Origin of the sequence: Terasakiella sp. 4MB5A (assembly GCF_050058155.1) — a bacterium.
Classification (GTDB): Bacteria; Pseudomonadota; Alphaproteobacteria; order Rhodospirillales; family Terasakiellaceae; genus Terasakiella; species Terasakiella halodenitrificans.
On sequence record NZ_CP188815.1, the window covers coordinates 697014 to 709255 of the forward strand.

15 protein-coding genes are annotated in these 12242 nt (G+C 47.1%); 5 read left to right on the forward strand and 10 right to left on the reverse strand.

The features are described 5' to 3' along the window. Positions 1-26: 26 nt before the first annotated feature. The 4 genes from ACI0FF_RS03390 to ACI0FF_RS03405 form a co-directional block, all read right to left on the reverse strand. On the reverse strand, positions 27-428 hold the full coding sequence (locus ACI0FF_RS03390) for an ectoine synthase (RefSeq protein WP_419798732.1): 402 nt from the start codon (positions 426-428) through the stop codon (positions 27-29). After that, a complete protein-coding gene (ectB, locus tag ACI0FF_RS03395) occupies positions 425-1702 on the reverse strand; it encodes a diaminobutyrate--2-oxoglutarate transaminase (RefSeq protein WP_419798733.1) in 1278 nt (425 codons plus the stop codon). Before ectB ends, ACI0FF_RS03390 begins: the two co-directional genes overlap by 4 nt. A gap of 17 nt (positions 1703-1719) precedes the next feature. Beyond that, entirely contained in the window at positions 1720-2232 is a 513-nt protein-coding gene (gene ectA / locus ACI0FF_RS03400; protein WP_419798734.1) for a diaminobutyrate acetyltransferase, read from the reverse strand. 135 nt (positions 2233-2367) lie between these two features. Beyond that, entirely contained in the window at positions 2368-3117 is a 750-nt protein-coding gene (locus tag ACI0FF_RS03405) for a Crp/Fnr family transcriptional regulator (RefSeq protein ID WP_419798735.1), read from the reverse strand. Positions 3118-3284: 167 nt separating this feature from the next. Between ACI0FF_RS03405 and ACI0FF_RS03410 the strand changes: the two genes are divergently transcribed. Continuing rightward, the gene (locus ACI0FF_RS03410; protein WP_419798736.1) at positions 3285-4019 is read left to right on the forward strand and encodes a substrate-binding periplasmic protein; all 735 of its coding nucleotides are present in this window, start codon (positions 3285-3287) and stop codon (positions 4017-4019) included. A gap of 125 nt (positions 4020-4144) precedes the next feature. On the opposite strand, the gene ahcY is transcribed toward ACI0FF_RS03410, so the two are convergent. Continuing rightward, positions 4145-5551, reverse strand: a complete 1407-nt coding sequence (gene ahcY / locus ACI0FF_RS03415; protein ID WP_419798737.1) for an adenosylhomocysteinase — start codon at positions 5549-5551, stop codon at positions 4145-4147. A gap of 219 nt (positions 5552-5770) precedes the next feature. Between ahcY and ACI0FF_RS03420 the strand changes: the two genes are divergently transcribed. After that, the gene (locus tag ACI0FF_RS03420; RefSeq protein WP_419798738.1) at positions 5771-5950 is read left to right on the forward strand and encodes a hypothetical protein; all 180 of its coding nucleotides are present in this window, start codon (positions 5771-5773) and stop codon (positions 5948-5950) included. Between the two features lie 24 nt (positions 5951-5974). Here the strand turns inward: ACI0FF_RS03420 and ACI0FF_RS03425 are convergent, their stop codons facing one another. Beyond that, positions 5975-6466: an Lrp/AsnC family transcriptional regulator gene (locus ACI0FF_RS03425; RefSeq protein ID WP_419798739.1), complete on the reverse strand. Its 492-nt coding sequence runs from the start codon at positions 6464-6466 to the stop codon at positions 5975-5977. A gap of 133 nt (positions 6467-6599) precedes the next feature. Here ACI0FF_RS03425 and ACI0FF_RS03430 point away from each other — a divergent pair, with 133 nt between their 5' ends. Next, entirely contained in the window at positions 6600-6827 is a 228-nt protein-coding gene (locus ACI0FF_RS03430; protein ID WP_419798740.1) for a hypothetical protein, read from the forward strand. Here the strand turns inward: ACI0FF_RS03430 and ACI0FF_RS03435 are convergent. Further along, a complete protein-coding gene (locus ACI0FF_RS03435; RefSeq protein WP_419798741.1) occupies positions 6824-7615 on the reverse strand; it encodes an alpha/beta fold hydrolase in 792 nt (263 codons plus the stop codon). The two genes, ACI0FF_RS03430 and ACI0FF_RS03435, sit on opposite strands and share 4 nt — an antisense overlap. A gap of 43 nt (positions 7616-7658) precedes the next feature. Here ACI0FF_RS03435 and ACI0FF_RS03440 point away from each other — a divergent pair, with 43 nt between their 5' ends. Both ACI0FF_RS03440 and ACI0FF_RS03445 read left to right on the forward strand, forming a co-directional pair. Then, positions 7659-8846, forward strand: coding sequence for a glycosyltransferase family 4 protein (locus ACI0FF_RS03440; RefSeq protein ID WP_419798742.1), 1188 nt, complete (start codon positions 7659-7661; stop codon positions 8844-8846). After that, positions 8846-9778 carry a glycosyltransferase family 9 protein gene (locus ACI0FF_RS03445; RefSeq protein WP_419798743.1) on the forward strand — a complete coding sequence of 311 codons (933 nt, stop codon included), beginning with the start codon at positions 8846-8848 and terminating at the stop codon, positions 9776-9778. Before ACI0FF_RS03440 ends, ACI0FF_RS03445 begins: the two co-directional genes overlap by 1 nt. Here ACI0FF_RS03445 and ptsP read toward each other — a convergent pair. Genes ptsP through ACI0FF_RS03460 form a run of 3 tightly spaced genes read right to left on the reverse strand, consistent with a single transcriptional unit; the run spans position 9775 to position 12225 of the window. Then, a complete protein-coding gene (gene ptsP, locus ACI0FF_RS03450; protein WP_419798744.1) occupies positions 9775-11526 on the reverse strand; it encodes a phosphoenolpyruvate--protein phosphotransferase in 1752 nt (583 codons plus the stop codon). The genes ACI0FF_RS03445 and ptsP overlap by 4 nt on opposite strands. Before the next feature lie 9 nt (positions 11527-11535). Then, the gene (locus ACI0FF_RS03455; protein ID WP_419798745.1) at positions 11536-11808 is read right to left on the reverse strand and encodes an HPr family phosphocarrier protein; all 273 of its coding nucleotides are present in this window, start codon (positions 11806-11808) and stop codon (positions 11536-11538) included. Between the two features lie 15 nt (positions 11809-11823). Next, positions 11824-12225: a PTS sugar transporter subunit IIA gene (locus ACI0FF_RS03460; RefSeq protein ID WP_188666562.1), complete on the reverse strand. Its 402-nt coding sequence runs from the start codon at positions 12223-12225 to the stop codon at positions 11824-11826. Between the last annotated feature and the right edge of the window lie 17 nt (positions 12226-12242).

Genomic DNA, 12242 nt, shown 5'->3' on the forward strand with positions numbered 1-12242 from the left:
TCCCGAAGGAGGCAGGGAGAAACGATTTAGGCACATTCATCCTCAATCAAAGGATAAACACCATCTGCGTCATGGTCTTCCAGTCCGGTCAGGGCCGGGGTGAAAACACAAATCATGCGCAGGTCTGTTTTAGCCCGCAGATAATGTTTTTCATGCCCGTTGAGCGCATACATGGTGCCATCGCTAATGGGATGGATCTTGCCGTCGCTCAGGTCTTCAATTTCACCTTCGCCGCCCACACAATAAACCGCTTCCAGATGGTTTTTGTACCAAATCAGGGTTTCTGTACCGGCGTGAATAATGGTTTCATGGAATGAAAACCCCATACCGTCTTTTCGCAACAGTAAACGGCGACTGGTCCAGGTGTTGGTGTCCCCGGTTACTTCGCGTTCTGTTCCTTTAATATCATCGACGTGACGGACAATCATGATGCCTCCTGAATAATAACAGTGTTGTTTTGTTGGGTGAATTCACGAACGGACTCTTTGATGATTTCAAGCCCTTCATTCAACAAGTCGGGATCAATCACAAGCGGGGCAAGGAATTTCAAGATACTGGAATCAGCACCGGCTGTTTCAATAATCAGACCTTTTTCAAATGCAATTGCGGAAATCTTTGAGGCCAAATCCGGTGCACCGAAATCAAGCCCCCATGCCATGCCGCGTCCACGGATAGACAGGTTCAGGTCAGGATGTTCTGCGACAATGTCTTCCATTGCAGCTTTTACAACTTCACCATATTGCAAAACCTGCTTGGTCAAACTGTCGTCTTCCCACATTTTCAAGGCTTGAGTTGCAGCCACGAACGCGAGGTTGTTGCCACGGAAGGTGCCGGTATGTTCACCGGGTTGCCATTGATCCAATTCCGGGCGCATCAACAGGATAGACATCGGCAAGCCACCGCCCAAGGATTTGGACAATGTAATCAAATCAGGACGAATGCCAGCCTCTTCGAAACTAAAGAATGAACCGGTTCTGCCATTTCCCATTTGAATATCATCAATGATCAATAAAATATCAAAGTCGCGACATAATTTTTCCAGTTCCTGCAACCATTCAGCGCTGGCGACATTGATCCCGCCTTCACCTTGAATGGTCTCCACAATCACGGCTGCGGGCAAATCGACCCCACTGGAGGCATCGCTTAAAACCTTGCGAATATAATCAATGGTGTTGACACCTTCGCCAAGATAGCCGTCAAACGGCATGAAATCGGTATTTGCACGAACCCCATAAGATTCGTCACGGTAGAAGCTGTTTCCCGTAACGGAAAGAGACCCCATTGTTAAGCCGTGATATCCGTTGGTAAAGGTCAAAATGTTGGAACGTTTCTTTACCATCCGGGCAAGTTTAATGGCGGTTTCAACAGCATTTGTCCCCGTGGGCCCGGTAAACTGGACCTTATATTCCATGTTACGTGGTTCCAGAATGGTATTTACAAAGGTTTGCAAAAAGTCACGTTTGGCAGATGTAGCCATGTCCAGACCGTGAATAATACTGTTACTTTTAAGGTATTCAATCATCGCCTGGGTAATCAAAGGATGATTGTGTCCATAGTTCAAGGTGCCGGCACCAGCAAAGAAATCGATATAACGATTGCCATGTTCGTCAAAGAGAAGGGCACCTTCGGCTCTGTCAAAAATGGCAGGGAAAGAGCGGACATAACCGCGAACTTGCGATTCAACTTGTTCAAAAATTCTCATGAGGCTTACTCCGTAAGTCACTGTTTATCAAAAGAGATGATGATTTTTTTCTCGGCTTCGTGGTCTGATCCACCTCCGCTGAGTTGTTCTTCACTCAGATAATCGGCTGTGTTGACACGTGCGTTTTTGCTTTCGGCAAAGCGAGTGAAAAAATTGTAGGAGGCCATATTGGAAGGAGTATAGGTTGCCTCGACTTTTTCAACAGGTGTCGGATCATTAACGTCAATGAGACGTTCCAGCATCATATGGGACAATTTATGTCCCCGACATCTTTCGGAAACAGCAATTTGCCAAACAAAAAGTGTTTCTGGCTCTTTGGGTTTACGATAGCCGCCAATAAAACCGACTATTTCCTCTTCATTACCGATATCTCGGCAAATAATACTGGTCTTTGAAAAATGATCGCACAGTAAAAAATATGCATATCTGGAATTTAAATCCAGAGGTGGGCATGACTTGATAAAATCATAAACTTCTCGCCCATCCCTTTTTTCAGGGATTTCGAAAGTAAAGATAGGAGCCTCCTGCATCCGTTTCAGAATATGCAGGGAAAATACGCACTAATACTTATTCGACATTCACATATGTTAACGACCTTAACTTATGTTAATCATATAATGAAAAAAGATGAAAATGTACCTTGATTATCAGCAATGATAATCAAGTTAAGCATCAGGGTCGTAATCTGCAATTTCCGGATGCAGGGTACCTTCAAGATGATTGCTGTCATATCCACAGATACTGCGCAGTTTCTTTGGATTTTTCAGAATGACATAGCCATTGTAATATTCCAGCAAACCTTCTTTACGCATGGCTTTCAGAGTGCGATTGACATGTACAATACTTAGTCCCAGACAATCTGCGATCATTTCTTGTGTAATGGGCATGCCGTAGGCAAGTTTCTCGACAAAACCGACGATTTCCAGTCGTGAATGCAGTTCCAAAAACAAATGTGCCATACGTTCGCGTGCATTGCGCCGTCCCAAACTGACAACATGTTCTGTTAACATGGCCTCTTCACGGGCGGATGCCCATGTGATCGCGGCAGCCAGACGCGGGGATTCATAAAAAAGACGGGCAATATCTTTGCCATCAATTAACGTTGTGGTGCAATCGGTTAAGGTTTCTGTATCGAAATCGGAAACACCAAATAGACAGGCGCGTACACCGGTTAAATCACCAGGTAGAACAAAGCTGGTAATCTGACGGCGACCATCGGATAAAATCTTGTAACGACAGGCCCAGCCATCCATAACCAGAGAGACATTTTCAGAATCAGAAGGGATGAGTGATTGACCTTTGGGCAGTTGTTGTGTCTTGAAACTCAAGTCCAAGATGATTTGCACCTCATCGTCTGTAAGCTCCATTAAAAGCTTCAATTTTTCGATGAGTGGGTTGGTCGCTAAAGGTTCCATAGCGCAATCATAGTTTTCTTATATGAAAAAGCAACGTTTTACCGCATGATGTTAATGAAGATAAATGATTTAACGCCGTTGTCATTTTCAACTTGTTCATCAGGCATGACATACCTTGATATTTTTATTCTGTTTATCTAGAATTGAATAAGGGAGTATTAAACCTCATGTTTCATCGTGTAGTGCGTTTGTTTTGTTTTTTTGTTATTGCATGTACCTTTGTTAAAAACGCACCAGCGTCAGAGGTTGCAAACATCTTTACGTCTTATTTCCCAACCGTAGTCATAGATAATCCGCAAAAACCGGGCTTGGCCTATGAGATTGTTGCTGAGACGTTTAAGCTTGCGGGCAAAGAATTTAAAATTGTCCACCTACCATGGGCGCGTGCGCAATATATGGCAAAGCATACACCAGAATCTCTTATTTTCCCGTTTTCTTGGACGAAGACCCGTGACAAGGATTATGTCTGGCGTATCAATATTTTGAATAATCGCACTCATTTTATCAGCTTCAATAAAACGAAGTTAACGGCTGAGAGTGCGCGTAACAAATATATCGGAGTACAATTGAAATCCAGTTGGGACAACTGGTTGACGGAACAAGGATATCAACGTGTCTATCGTGTCCCGGGTGATGGGAGCGAGTTAATCAAGCTCTTGCGTCTTAATAGAGTTGATGCATGGTACACGGATCAAATTATTGCTGATGGTGCCTTAAAGAAGCTTAACGACCCGAATATCACCTACAGTGATCCGATACAAACTTTCAAAACCTATCTGGCAACCAGTCGGGCAGCGCCCTATCTTCATATGGATGAATTGGAAGTGGCTTTTGACAAGCTGCGCCAATCCGGCAAGCTGGATCAACTTTTTGACAAATATGGTATTACGCCGAATTATTGAGTGTTGCTGGTTTGTAGTCGGTTGTTCCCGTCGTGTGAGCGCCATGAAAAGTATATTCTTGATACACAAAAAAAGCCCCTGATCTGATGACCAAGGGCTTCTTTTTTGTTTAAGACGCTGAAGTCTTAGTAACGATAGGTATCCGGTTTGAACGGACCGTTGACCGGAACGCCGATGTAGTCGGCTTGTTCTTTGGACAATTTGGTCAGTTTCACGCCCAATTTTTCGAGGTGCAGGGCGGCTACTTTTTCGTCCAAGTGTTTCGGAAGAACGTAAACGTCTTTGGCATATTGACCGTCTGCATTGTTTTTATACAGTTCGATCTGTGCCAGAACCTGGTTGGTGAAAGAGGCAGACATCACGAAGGACGGGTGACCTGTTGCACAACCAAGGTTGACGAGGCGGCCTTCAGCCAACAGGATGATTTTGCGACCGTCCGGCAGTTCGATTTGATCGACTTGCGGCTTGATGTTGGTCCATTTGTAGTTTTTCATCGCAGCGACTTGGATTTCGTTGTCGAAGTGACCGATGTTGCAAACGATTGCGCCATCTTTCATGTTATCCATGTGGTCTTTGCGAATGATATCGAAGTTACCTGTTGTGGTGACGTAGATGTCGCCTTCGGGCAGGGCGTCTTCGATGGTGACAACTTCGAAACCTTCCATTGCCGCTTGCAGGGCGCAGATCGGATCGATTTCAGTCACGAGAACGCGACAACCACAAGAACGTAGAGATTCCGCAGAACCTTTGCCCACATCACCGTAACCGCAAACAACAGCCACTTTACCCGCCATCATCACATCGGTTGCACGGCGGATACCGTCCACGAGAGACTCGCGGCAACCATATTTGTTATCGAATTTGGATTTGGTCACAGAATCGTTGACGTTAATCGCCGGGAACAACAATGTGCCTTTGCGTGCCATTTCGATCAGGCGGTGAACACCGGTTGTGGTTTCTTCGGTGACGCCCATGATGTCTTTAGCAGCATTTGTGTACCAGTTGCCGTCTTCTGCCAGTTTGGCTTTAATCGCTGCAAACAGGACTTCTTCTTCTTCGGAACCCGGGTTATCGAGAACGGAGATATCTTTTTCCGCATCTTGACCAAGGTGTAACAACAAAGTTGCGTCCCCGCCGTCATCAAGGATCATGTTTGGTGTGGAACCGTCGTGCCATGTAAACAGGCGGTGTGTGAAGTCCCAGTATTCTTCCAATGTTTCACCTTTGTGGGCGAAGACCGGAATATTAGCTGCTGCGATTGCTGCCGCCGCATGATCTTGTGTGGAGAAGATGTTACAAGAAACCCAGCGGACTTCTGCACCCAAAGCAACCAGTGTTTCGATCAACACAGCGGTTTGAATGGTCATATGCAGGGAGCCTGCGACTTTTGCGCCCTTCAACGGTTGAGACGCGCCAAATTCTTCGCGCAGTGCCATCAGGCCCGGCATTTCGGCTTCAGCAAGGTTCAGTTCTTTGCGGCCCCAGTCAGCGAGGCTGATGTCTGCAACCTGATAATCGGTAAAGTCACCCATGTGTCTGTTCTCCAGAATGTCATGTCATAAGAATGTAGGCTGTTTGAAAAACATGATTGCCGAGAATAGGCAATTCTATGTATTTCGAACTTGGGGATAATATAAAGAAATCTTTATATGTTTATCAAGAAGTATTTTGATTATTTTTTTCTGGCATGGTTTCTGCTTAATTAATTGGTAATACCAATCGGATAGAATTATAAAAAACAGGAGAAAACCATGTCAGATGTAAGAATGTCTATCCCACCCAACAAGGATTATCAGGCTGATTTTGCACAACGTCTTGTAAATGCGGTCGGTTTTGAGAATGCCATTCGGGAATGTTATGAAAATCAATGGCTGGGCACGCTTGTTCATGTGCAGCACTTGCAGCACCGTTATGGACAACGTGGTCGGTAGGATTTGCCGAAAACAGTTTGGAAATTACGAATTCAGCACTTCAGTATTGGGCTGTACGGAATGTGATTTCTTGAAGCAGCGTAGGATAAAGCTGGAACGGGAATGTCGAATGCCGGGAATTTTATAAAGCTTTTCACGTAGAAATGCCTCGTATCCCTTCGTTCCTTTAACTGCAACTTTAAGCTGGAAGTCATATTCGCCAGTGGTCAGGTAAACTTCCAAGACTTCGGGTAGAGCCTCCATCGCTTGTTCAAATCGCGCCAATATGTCGTCGTCATGTCGATCCAAAGTAACTTCGATGATAACCAGTTCGCTAATTCCCAATTTCTCAGAATTGAGCAAGGCAACATAGCCGTCAATATAGCCTTCGTTTTCCAGTCGTTTTACCCGTTGCCAGCAAGGGCTGGCGGACAGACCAACTTTTTCTGCCAGTTGATTATTGTTTAACCGACCATTGGCGGACAGTTCTTTCAGGATCTTAATATCCATCAGGTCAAGTTTCTTGGATATGCTCATAATATGAAAGTATCATTTTTAAAATATTAAATTCACAAAATAATAATCTGCCTTTATGTGAATTTAAAGTAAATTCAAAAACAAATTTTGCAGGCCTTCCCTTAGTATCGCTTCCTCGACGAAGGAGGAAGTTATGAGTTTTCTAAGTTTCAATTCCCACAATCCATTGGATGATATCCCGCGTGTGCTGGATCTCATGCGCACCATGAGCTTTCATCTGGACGAACTTAAAGTTCTGCCCAATGCAAACCAGTCATTTTGCATAGAAATGACCTGTGCAGCGAAAGGCCAGATTAACGCCTATACACTCAAACACCGGATTGGTAAAATTAAAGGGATTGAAAAATTTCACTTTGTTTAAAAGTCGCTACCTTCAACCTGTGTCAGTAAAACGTCAAGGGTGCGTGTCAGGCGATCAAGATCGCTGTCTTCGCTGAGGCGATGGTCACCGTTTTTAACAAAGGTAATTTCCACATCGTTGGAGGTAATTATCTGCTGGATCCGCAGGGCGGTTTGCCAAGGGACGTCCGGGTCCTGCATGCCGTGGATCAGGCGCACGGGCATATCCAGATTAATCGGGCGGCGCAAAAGCAGGTTTTCGCGTCCGTCCTCCAGCATGGCTTTGGAAATGACATAAGGATCATCGCCATAATCACTGGGCAATTCCACATAACCTTGTTCGGCAATTTTTTGATGCTGTTCGGCGCTCAGATCGTTCATCATCAAATCTTCGGTAAAATCGGGCGCGGCGGCAATGCCGATCAAACCGGCGATACGTTCCGGGCGTTTCAGGGCAGTAAGCAGCATATTCCATCCGCCCATTGAAGATCCGACCAGAACTTGCGGCCCCGTTGTCAATTGATCTAGCACATCCACGCTGTCGTTAGACCAGCGGGTCATGCAACCGTCTTTAAACAGGCCATCTGATTGACCGTGTCCCTGACAATCGAACCGTAAAAAAGCGTTGCCGCGTTTTTTGCAATATTCTTCAAGGTGAAGGGCCTTTCCACCGTCCATATCCGACATTAAGCCATGTAAAAAAATGACACCGGGGGTACGGCCCGGGCTATAATGATAGGCGATCTTTTCACCATTCACTTGTGTTAAGAAGGCGGGTGGAGTATTTCCTGTAGGTATATCGGATGTCATAATCTATAAAAACCTGAAGAATTTACATTCAAGAACGAAGCGCATGATTGATAGCATTATTCAGCAAGACCCGCAAACCCCGCAAAAGACAAGTCGCCGTGCAACGGTGATGCAGGTATTGCCTGCGATGGTGACAGGCGGTGTGGAACGCGGCACGGTTGAAATGGCGGAAGCCATTGTCAATGCAGGTGGTCGGGCCATTGTGGTTTCGGCTGGGGGGCCGATGGTCCATGATTTAACCCGCGTGGGGGCCGAACATATTCAAATGCCGGTCGATTCGAAAAACTTTTTTGTCATGCGTAAAAATGCCACCCGGCTGGTACAATTGATAAAACAGGAAACCGTTGATCTGGTGCATGCACGATCACGTGCCCCTGCATGGAGTGCTTATTGGGCCTGCAAACGCGCCCATGTGCCTTATATCACGACTTTCCACGGAACTTACAGTCATGGGAACCCGTTTAAGCGTTGGTATAATTCGGTTATGACCAAGGGCGACCGGGTGATTGCCATTTCGTCTTTCATTGCCGGGCATATGCGTAAAATTTACGGGGTGCGACGCGAAACCATCCGTTTGATCCATCGTGGGGTTGATCTGTTCCGTTTTAATCCGGAAAAAATTACAGCGGAACGTTTGGTGAAATTATCGACGCAATGGAATATCCCTGACGGGGTGCCTGTTGTGGCCTTGCCGGGGCGATTAACGCGCTGGAAAGGACAATTGGTCTTTATTGATGCAATTGCCAAACTTGGACGCCGTGATGTTTGTTGCTTGTTGATCGGGTCCGACCAGGGCCGTACGGAATATCGCAAAGAATTGGAAAAACGCATTCAGCATCATAACCTGCAAGGGGTGGTGACGATGGTGGATGAATGTAACGATATGCCGACGGCTTATATGTTGTGTGATTTAGTGGTTTCTGCATCGACGGACCCTGAAGCGTTCGGACGGGTTGCCATTGAAGCACAAGCGATGGGCCGTCCGGTTGTGGCAACCGATCATGGCGGGGCGCGTGAAACGGTTATTGAAGATCAAACCGGTTGGCTCTGTAAACCCGGTGATGCGGACTCAATGGCAAGTGCGATTGAAAAAGGTCTCAATTTGTCGGCACAAAAACGTGATCAAATGGCAGAACAGGCCAAAGCGCATATCACAAAAGAGTTTTCCAAAGAAGCCATGTGTGCCAAAACACTGGAAGTTTATAACGAAGTCTTAAGTCTTGATGCGTAATGCCCAATCGTAACGAAAAACAAGAACGCATTCTCGTGATTAAATTGAGTGCGCTCGGTGATTTTATTCAGGCCTTGGGGCCGATGAAAGCCATTCGCGATCATCATCGTAATGCTCATATTACTTTGTTGACGACCAAACCTTATATGGCCTTGGGCAAAGCTTGCGGTTATTTTGATGCAGTTTGGGAAGATGAACGGCCTAAAGCATGGCAGGTGCGCCGCACGTTGAAACTCCGTCAAAAACTGAAAAGTGGAAATTTTGACCGAGCGTATGATTTGCAAACATCGGATCGCTCTTCCAGTTATTTTAAGTTGATGGGGGCTCAGGTGAAATGGTCGGGAATTGCGCGGGGCTGTTCCCACCCTCATGGTAATCCACAACGCAATTTTATGCATACCATTGACCGACAGGCCGAACAGTTGGAAATGGCTGGGATTTACAAGACGCCAATGCCGGATTTAAGCTGGGCAGAGGCTGATTTGTCGCGTTTTGATCTGGATAGCAATTTTGCTTTGCTGGTCCCCGGTGGTGCCCCGCATCGCCCTGAAAAGCGTTGGCCGGCGAAAAATTATGCGGCATTGGCACAAGCTTTGATCGAGCGAAATATCCAGCCTGTCATGTTGGGAACAGCGAAAGAAAGCGACGTTCTTGATGAAATTTTAGATCGTTGCCCGGATGTGTACGATCTGTCCGGGCAAACCGATTTTATTGAAATTGCCACCTTGGCACGACGTGCAAGGTTGGCCGTAGGCAATGATACCGGCCCCATGCATATGATCTCATTGGCGGGGTGCCGTTCTATCGTCCTTTATTCTCATGCCTCGGATCCACAACTTTGTGGTCAACGTGGGCCGGACGTTACGATCTTGCGTGAACAAAGCTTAAACGATTTATCTGTGGAAACAGTCTTATCCGCGATCGAAGGTTAAAAAACGCCACGGTCACTGAAGTCATCCAAGAGCATGGCAATCCGACCACTGTCGGTTTGATCCATAATAATATTGGCGCGTTGCACGGCGGATTGTTCTGCCATTTCCAGAATGCGTTGCTTGATCTTGGGGATGTTGGTTGCACTCATGGACAAATCACGGATCCCTAAGCCGAGCAAAAGGGCGGTAAAGCGTGGATTTCCCGCCATTTCACCGCATAAGCTGACGGGGATATTATTACGTAAGGCCGCTTGCGTGGCGAATTGGATCAGTCGCAAGACAGCCGGATGCAAGGGGTCGAATAAATGCGCGACTTGTTCGTCGGACCGATCTGTTGCCAGTGTGTACATCGTAAGATCGTTTGATCCAATGGCAAAGAAATCACAGACACGCGCCAATGCGTCAGCAGAAAGGGCGGCACCTGGAACTTCAATCATCGCGCCAAGCGGCGGTAAGGGATCGGGAATGTCGAAACCTTCTGTGCGCATTTTATCGGCAATTTGTTGTAGGAAAAGACGGGCTTGGCGGACATCGTTAATCGAAGTGACCATCGGCAATAAAATTTTAATCGGGCCGTGTTGTCCGGCCCGCAACAGGGCACGATATTGAGTTTCCAAAATGTCGGGGCGATTCAACGATAGTCGAATACCGCGCATCCCCAAGGGAGAGCAAATGGAGTTTCCAAAATCTTCGATCAGGGATTTGGCTGTTTTGTCCCCGCCAATGTCCAATGTTCGTACCGTTAAGGGTTTGCCGTCCAAGCGTTCCAGTAAATCTTTGAATATATTATACTGAACATGTTCATCCGGCAGACTGTCGCGGTTCATATACATGAACTCACTGCGTAACAGACCGACACCTTCGGCACCATTGTTGATGATATTGTCAATCTCGATGGGCAGTTCCATATTGGCTTTCAGGGTGACTTTAACGCCGTCTCTGGTCACGGCATCGCGATCTTTTAAATAGGTAAGCCGCTTGTTTCTTTCTGCATTTTCAATGGCGCGGCGTTGGTAAAAACGGCGGGTTTTATCGCTTGGATTTACAACAACACGTCCCGCATCCCCATCAATAATGACGGTGTCGCCTGTGTTAATGGCGCCAATGACACCCGCGGCACCCAAAACAGCAGGTAAACCCAAGGCACGTGCCATAATGGCTGTGTGGCTTTCGGGCCCGCCCAATACTGTCGTAAACCCGGCAACGGTTTTTGGGTTCATCAAGGCGGTGTCTGCCGGGGTCAGTTCTTCGGCGATAATAATGGAATTATCCGGCAGGTCGTGAAAAGGTTGGTGGGGTTCTTCACACAGATTGCGCATAACGCGGGCCGCAACCTGATGCACATCGGATTGGCGCGAGGCGATATAGGCATCATCCAGTGCCTTGAACCCTTCGCTGATTTCATCCAGAACGTGTTGCAAGGCGGCTTCGGCATTGATTTTATAATCCCGAATATGCTGATTGACACCACGCACCAGACGGGAGCCTTTCAGCATATGGAGATGAGCATCCAGAAGAAAACCAAGTTCTTCGGCGGCAGCCGGGGGCAATTGACTTGCTTTTTGGCGGAGCTTTGCAAGCTGGTTGCGCGATTTTTCAAGCGCGTTTTCAAGGCGGTTCAGTTCGTCGTCGACATGGTCGGCAGGGATGCAATACTCGTTGATCTCGCACACGCCGCTTTCACGGATATGGGCAATCCCAAATCCGATACCGCCAGAAACGCCAAGGCCTTCGAATATTTGTTCCATATAACCGGCCTAATCTTCGCCGAATTTGTCGTTTACCAGTATGGAAATGGCGCTTAGGGCTTCTTCGGCCTGCGGGCCTTCGGTTTTGACTTCGATGGATGTGCCGATGGAGGCCGCCAGCATCAACAAACCCATAATGGAATTGCCGGAGACTTCCTGCCCGCCTTTGGCGACCATAATGTTGGTTCCTTCGAACTCGGCGGCGGTTTTGACAAATTTTGCAGCAGCACGGGCGTGCAGGCCGCGTTGGTTTTGGATTTCCAGTGTTTGGGAAAGGCTCATGTGATGATCGTCGTCTTAATCTTGTCCCAGCAGGCTGGAAGCTATGTTGATATATTTGCGTCCGGCGTCTTGCCCTTGGGCGGCGGTTTCTGCCAAATCTTCGTTTTTGCGAACACTGGCCAATTTGACCAGCATGGGCAAGTTGACCCCGGCGATAACCTCGACCTTGGCCTTGTCCATAATGGAAATTGCCAGATTAGAAGGTGTGCCGCCAAACATATCGGTCAGCAAAATCACGCCGTTGCCGCTGTCGCAATTGGAAACCTGTTCCAGAATATCGCTGCGCCGTTGTTCCATATCATCGTCAGGCCCGATGCAAACCGAGGAAACATTTTCCTGTGGACCAACAACATGTTCCAATGCTGCAATAAGTTCGTCTGCCAGACGACCATGTGTTACCAACACCATTCCGATCATACGATCACTTCCCTCTC

Excerpts from the sequence above, each read along its gene's own strand:
- ACI0FF_RS03390 (WP_419798732.1), bottom strand. The coding sequence starts at position 428 with ATGATTGTCCGTCACGTCGATGATATTAAAGGAACAGAACGCGAAGTA.
- ectB (WP_419798733.1), bottom strand. The coding sequence starts at position 1,702 with ATGAGAATTTTTGAACAAGTTGAATCGCAAGTTCGCGGTTATGTCCGC.
- ectA (WP_419798734.1), bottom strand. The coding sequence starts at position 2,232 with ATGCAGGAGGCTCCTATCTTTACTTTCGAAATCCCTGAAAAAAGGGAT.
- ACI0FF_RS03405 (WP_419798735.1), bottom strand. The coding sequence starts at position 3,117 with ATGGAACCTTTAGCGACCAACCCACTCATCGAAAAATTGAAGCTTTTA.
- ACI0FF_RS03410 (WP_419798736.1), top strand. The coding sequence starts at position 3,285 with ATGTTTCATCGTGTAGTGCGTTTGTTTTGTTTTTTTGTTATTGCATGT.
- ahcY (WP_419798737.1), bottom strand. The coding sequence starts at position 5,551 with ATGGGTGACTTTACCGATTATCAGGTTGCAGACATCAGCCTCGCTGAC.
- ACI0FF_RS03420 (WP_419798738.1), top strand. The coding sequence starts at position 5,771 with ATGTCAGATGTAAGAATGTCTATCCCACCCAACAAGGATTATCAGGCT.
- ACI0FF_RS03425 (WP_419798739.1), bottom strand. The coding sequence starts at position 6,466 with ATGAGCATATCCAAGAAACTTGACCTGATGGATATTAAGATCCTGAAA.
- ACI0FF_RS03430 (WP_419798740.1), top strand. The coding sequence starts at position 6,600 with ATGAGTTTTCTAAGTTTCAATTCCCACAATCCATTGGATGATATCCCG.
- ACI0FF_RS03435 (WP_419798741.1), bottom strand. The coding sequence starts at position 7,615 with ATGACATCCGATATACCTACAGGAAATACTCCACCCGCCTTCTTAACA.
- ACI0FF_RS03440 (WP_419798742.1), top strand. The coding sequence starts at position 7,659 with ATGATTGATAGCATTATTCAGCAAGACCCGCAAACCCCGCAAAAGACA.
- ACI0FF_RS03445 (WP_419798743.1), top strand. The coding sequence starts at position 8,846 with ATGCCCAATCGTAACGAAAAACAAGAACGCATTCTCGTGATTAAATTG.
- ptsP (WP_419798744.1), bottom strand. The coding sequence starts at position 11,526 with ATGGAACAAATATTCGAAGGCCTTGGCGTTTCTGGCGGTATCGGATTT.
- ACI0FF_RS03455 (WP_419798745.1), bottom strand. The coding sequence starts at position 11,808 with ATGAGCCTTTCCCAAACACTGGAAATCCAAAACCAACGCGGCCTGCAC.
- ACI0FF_RS03460 (WP_188666562.1), bottom strand. The coding sequence starts at position 12,225 with ATGATCGGAATGGTGTTGGTAACACATGGTCGTCTGGCAGACGAACTT.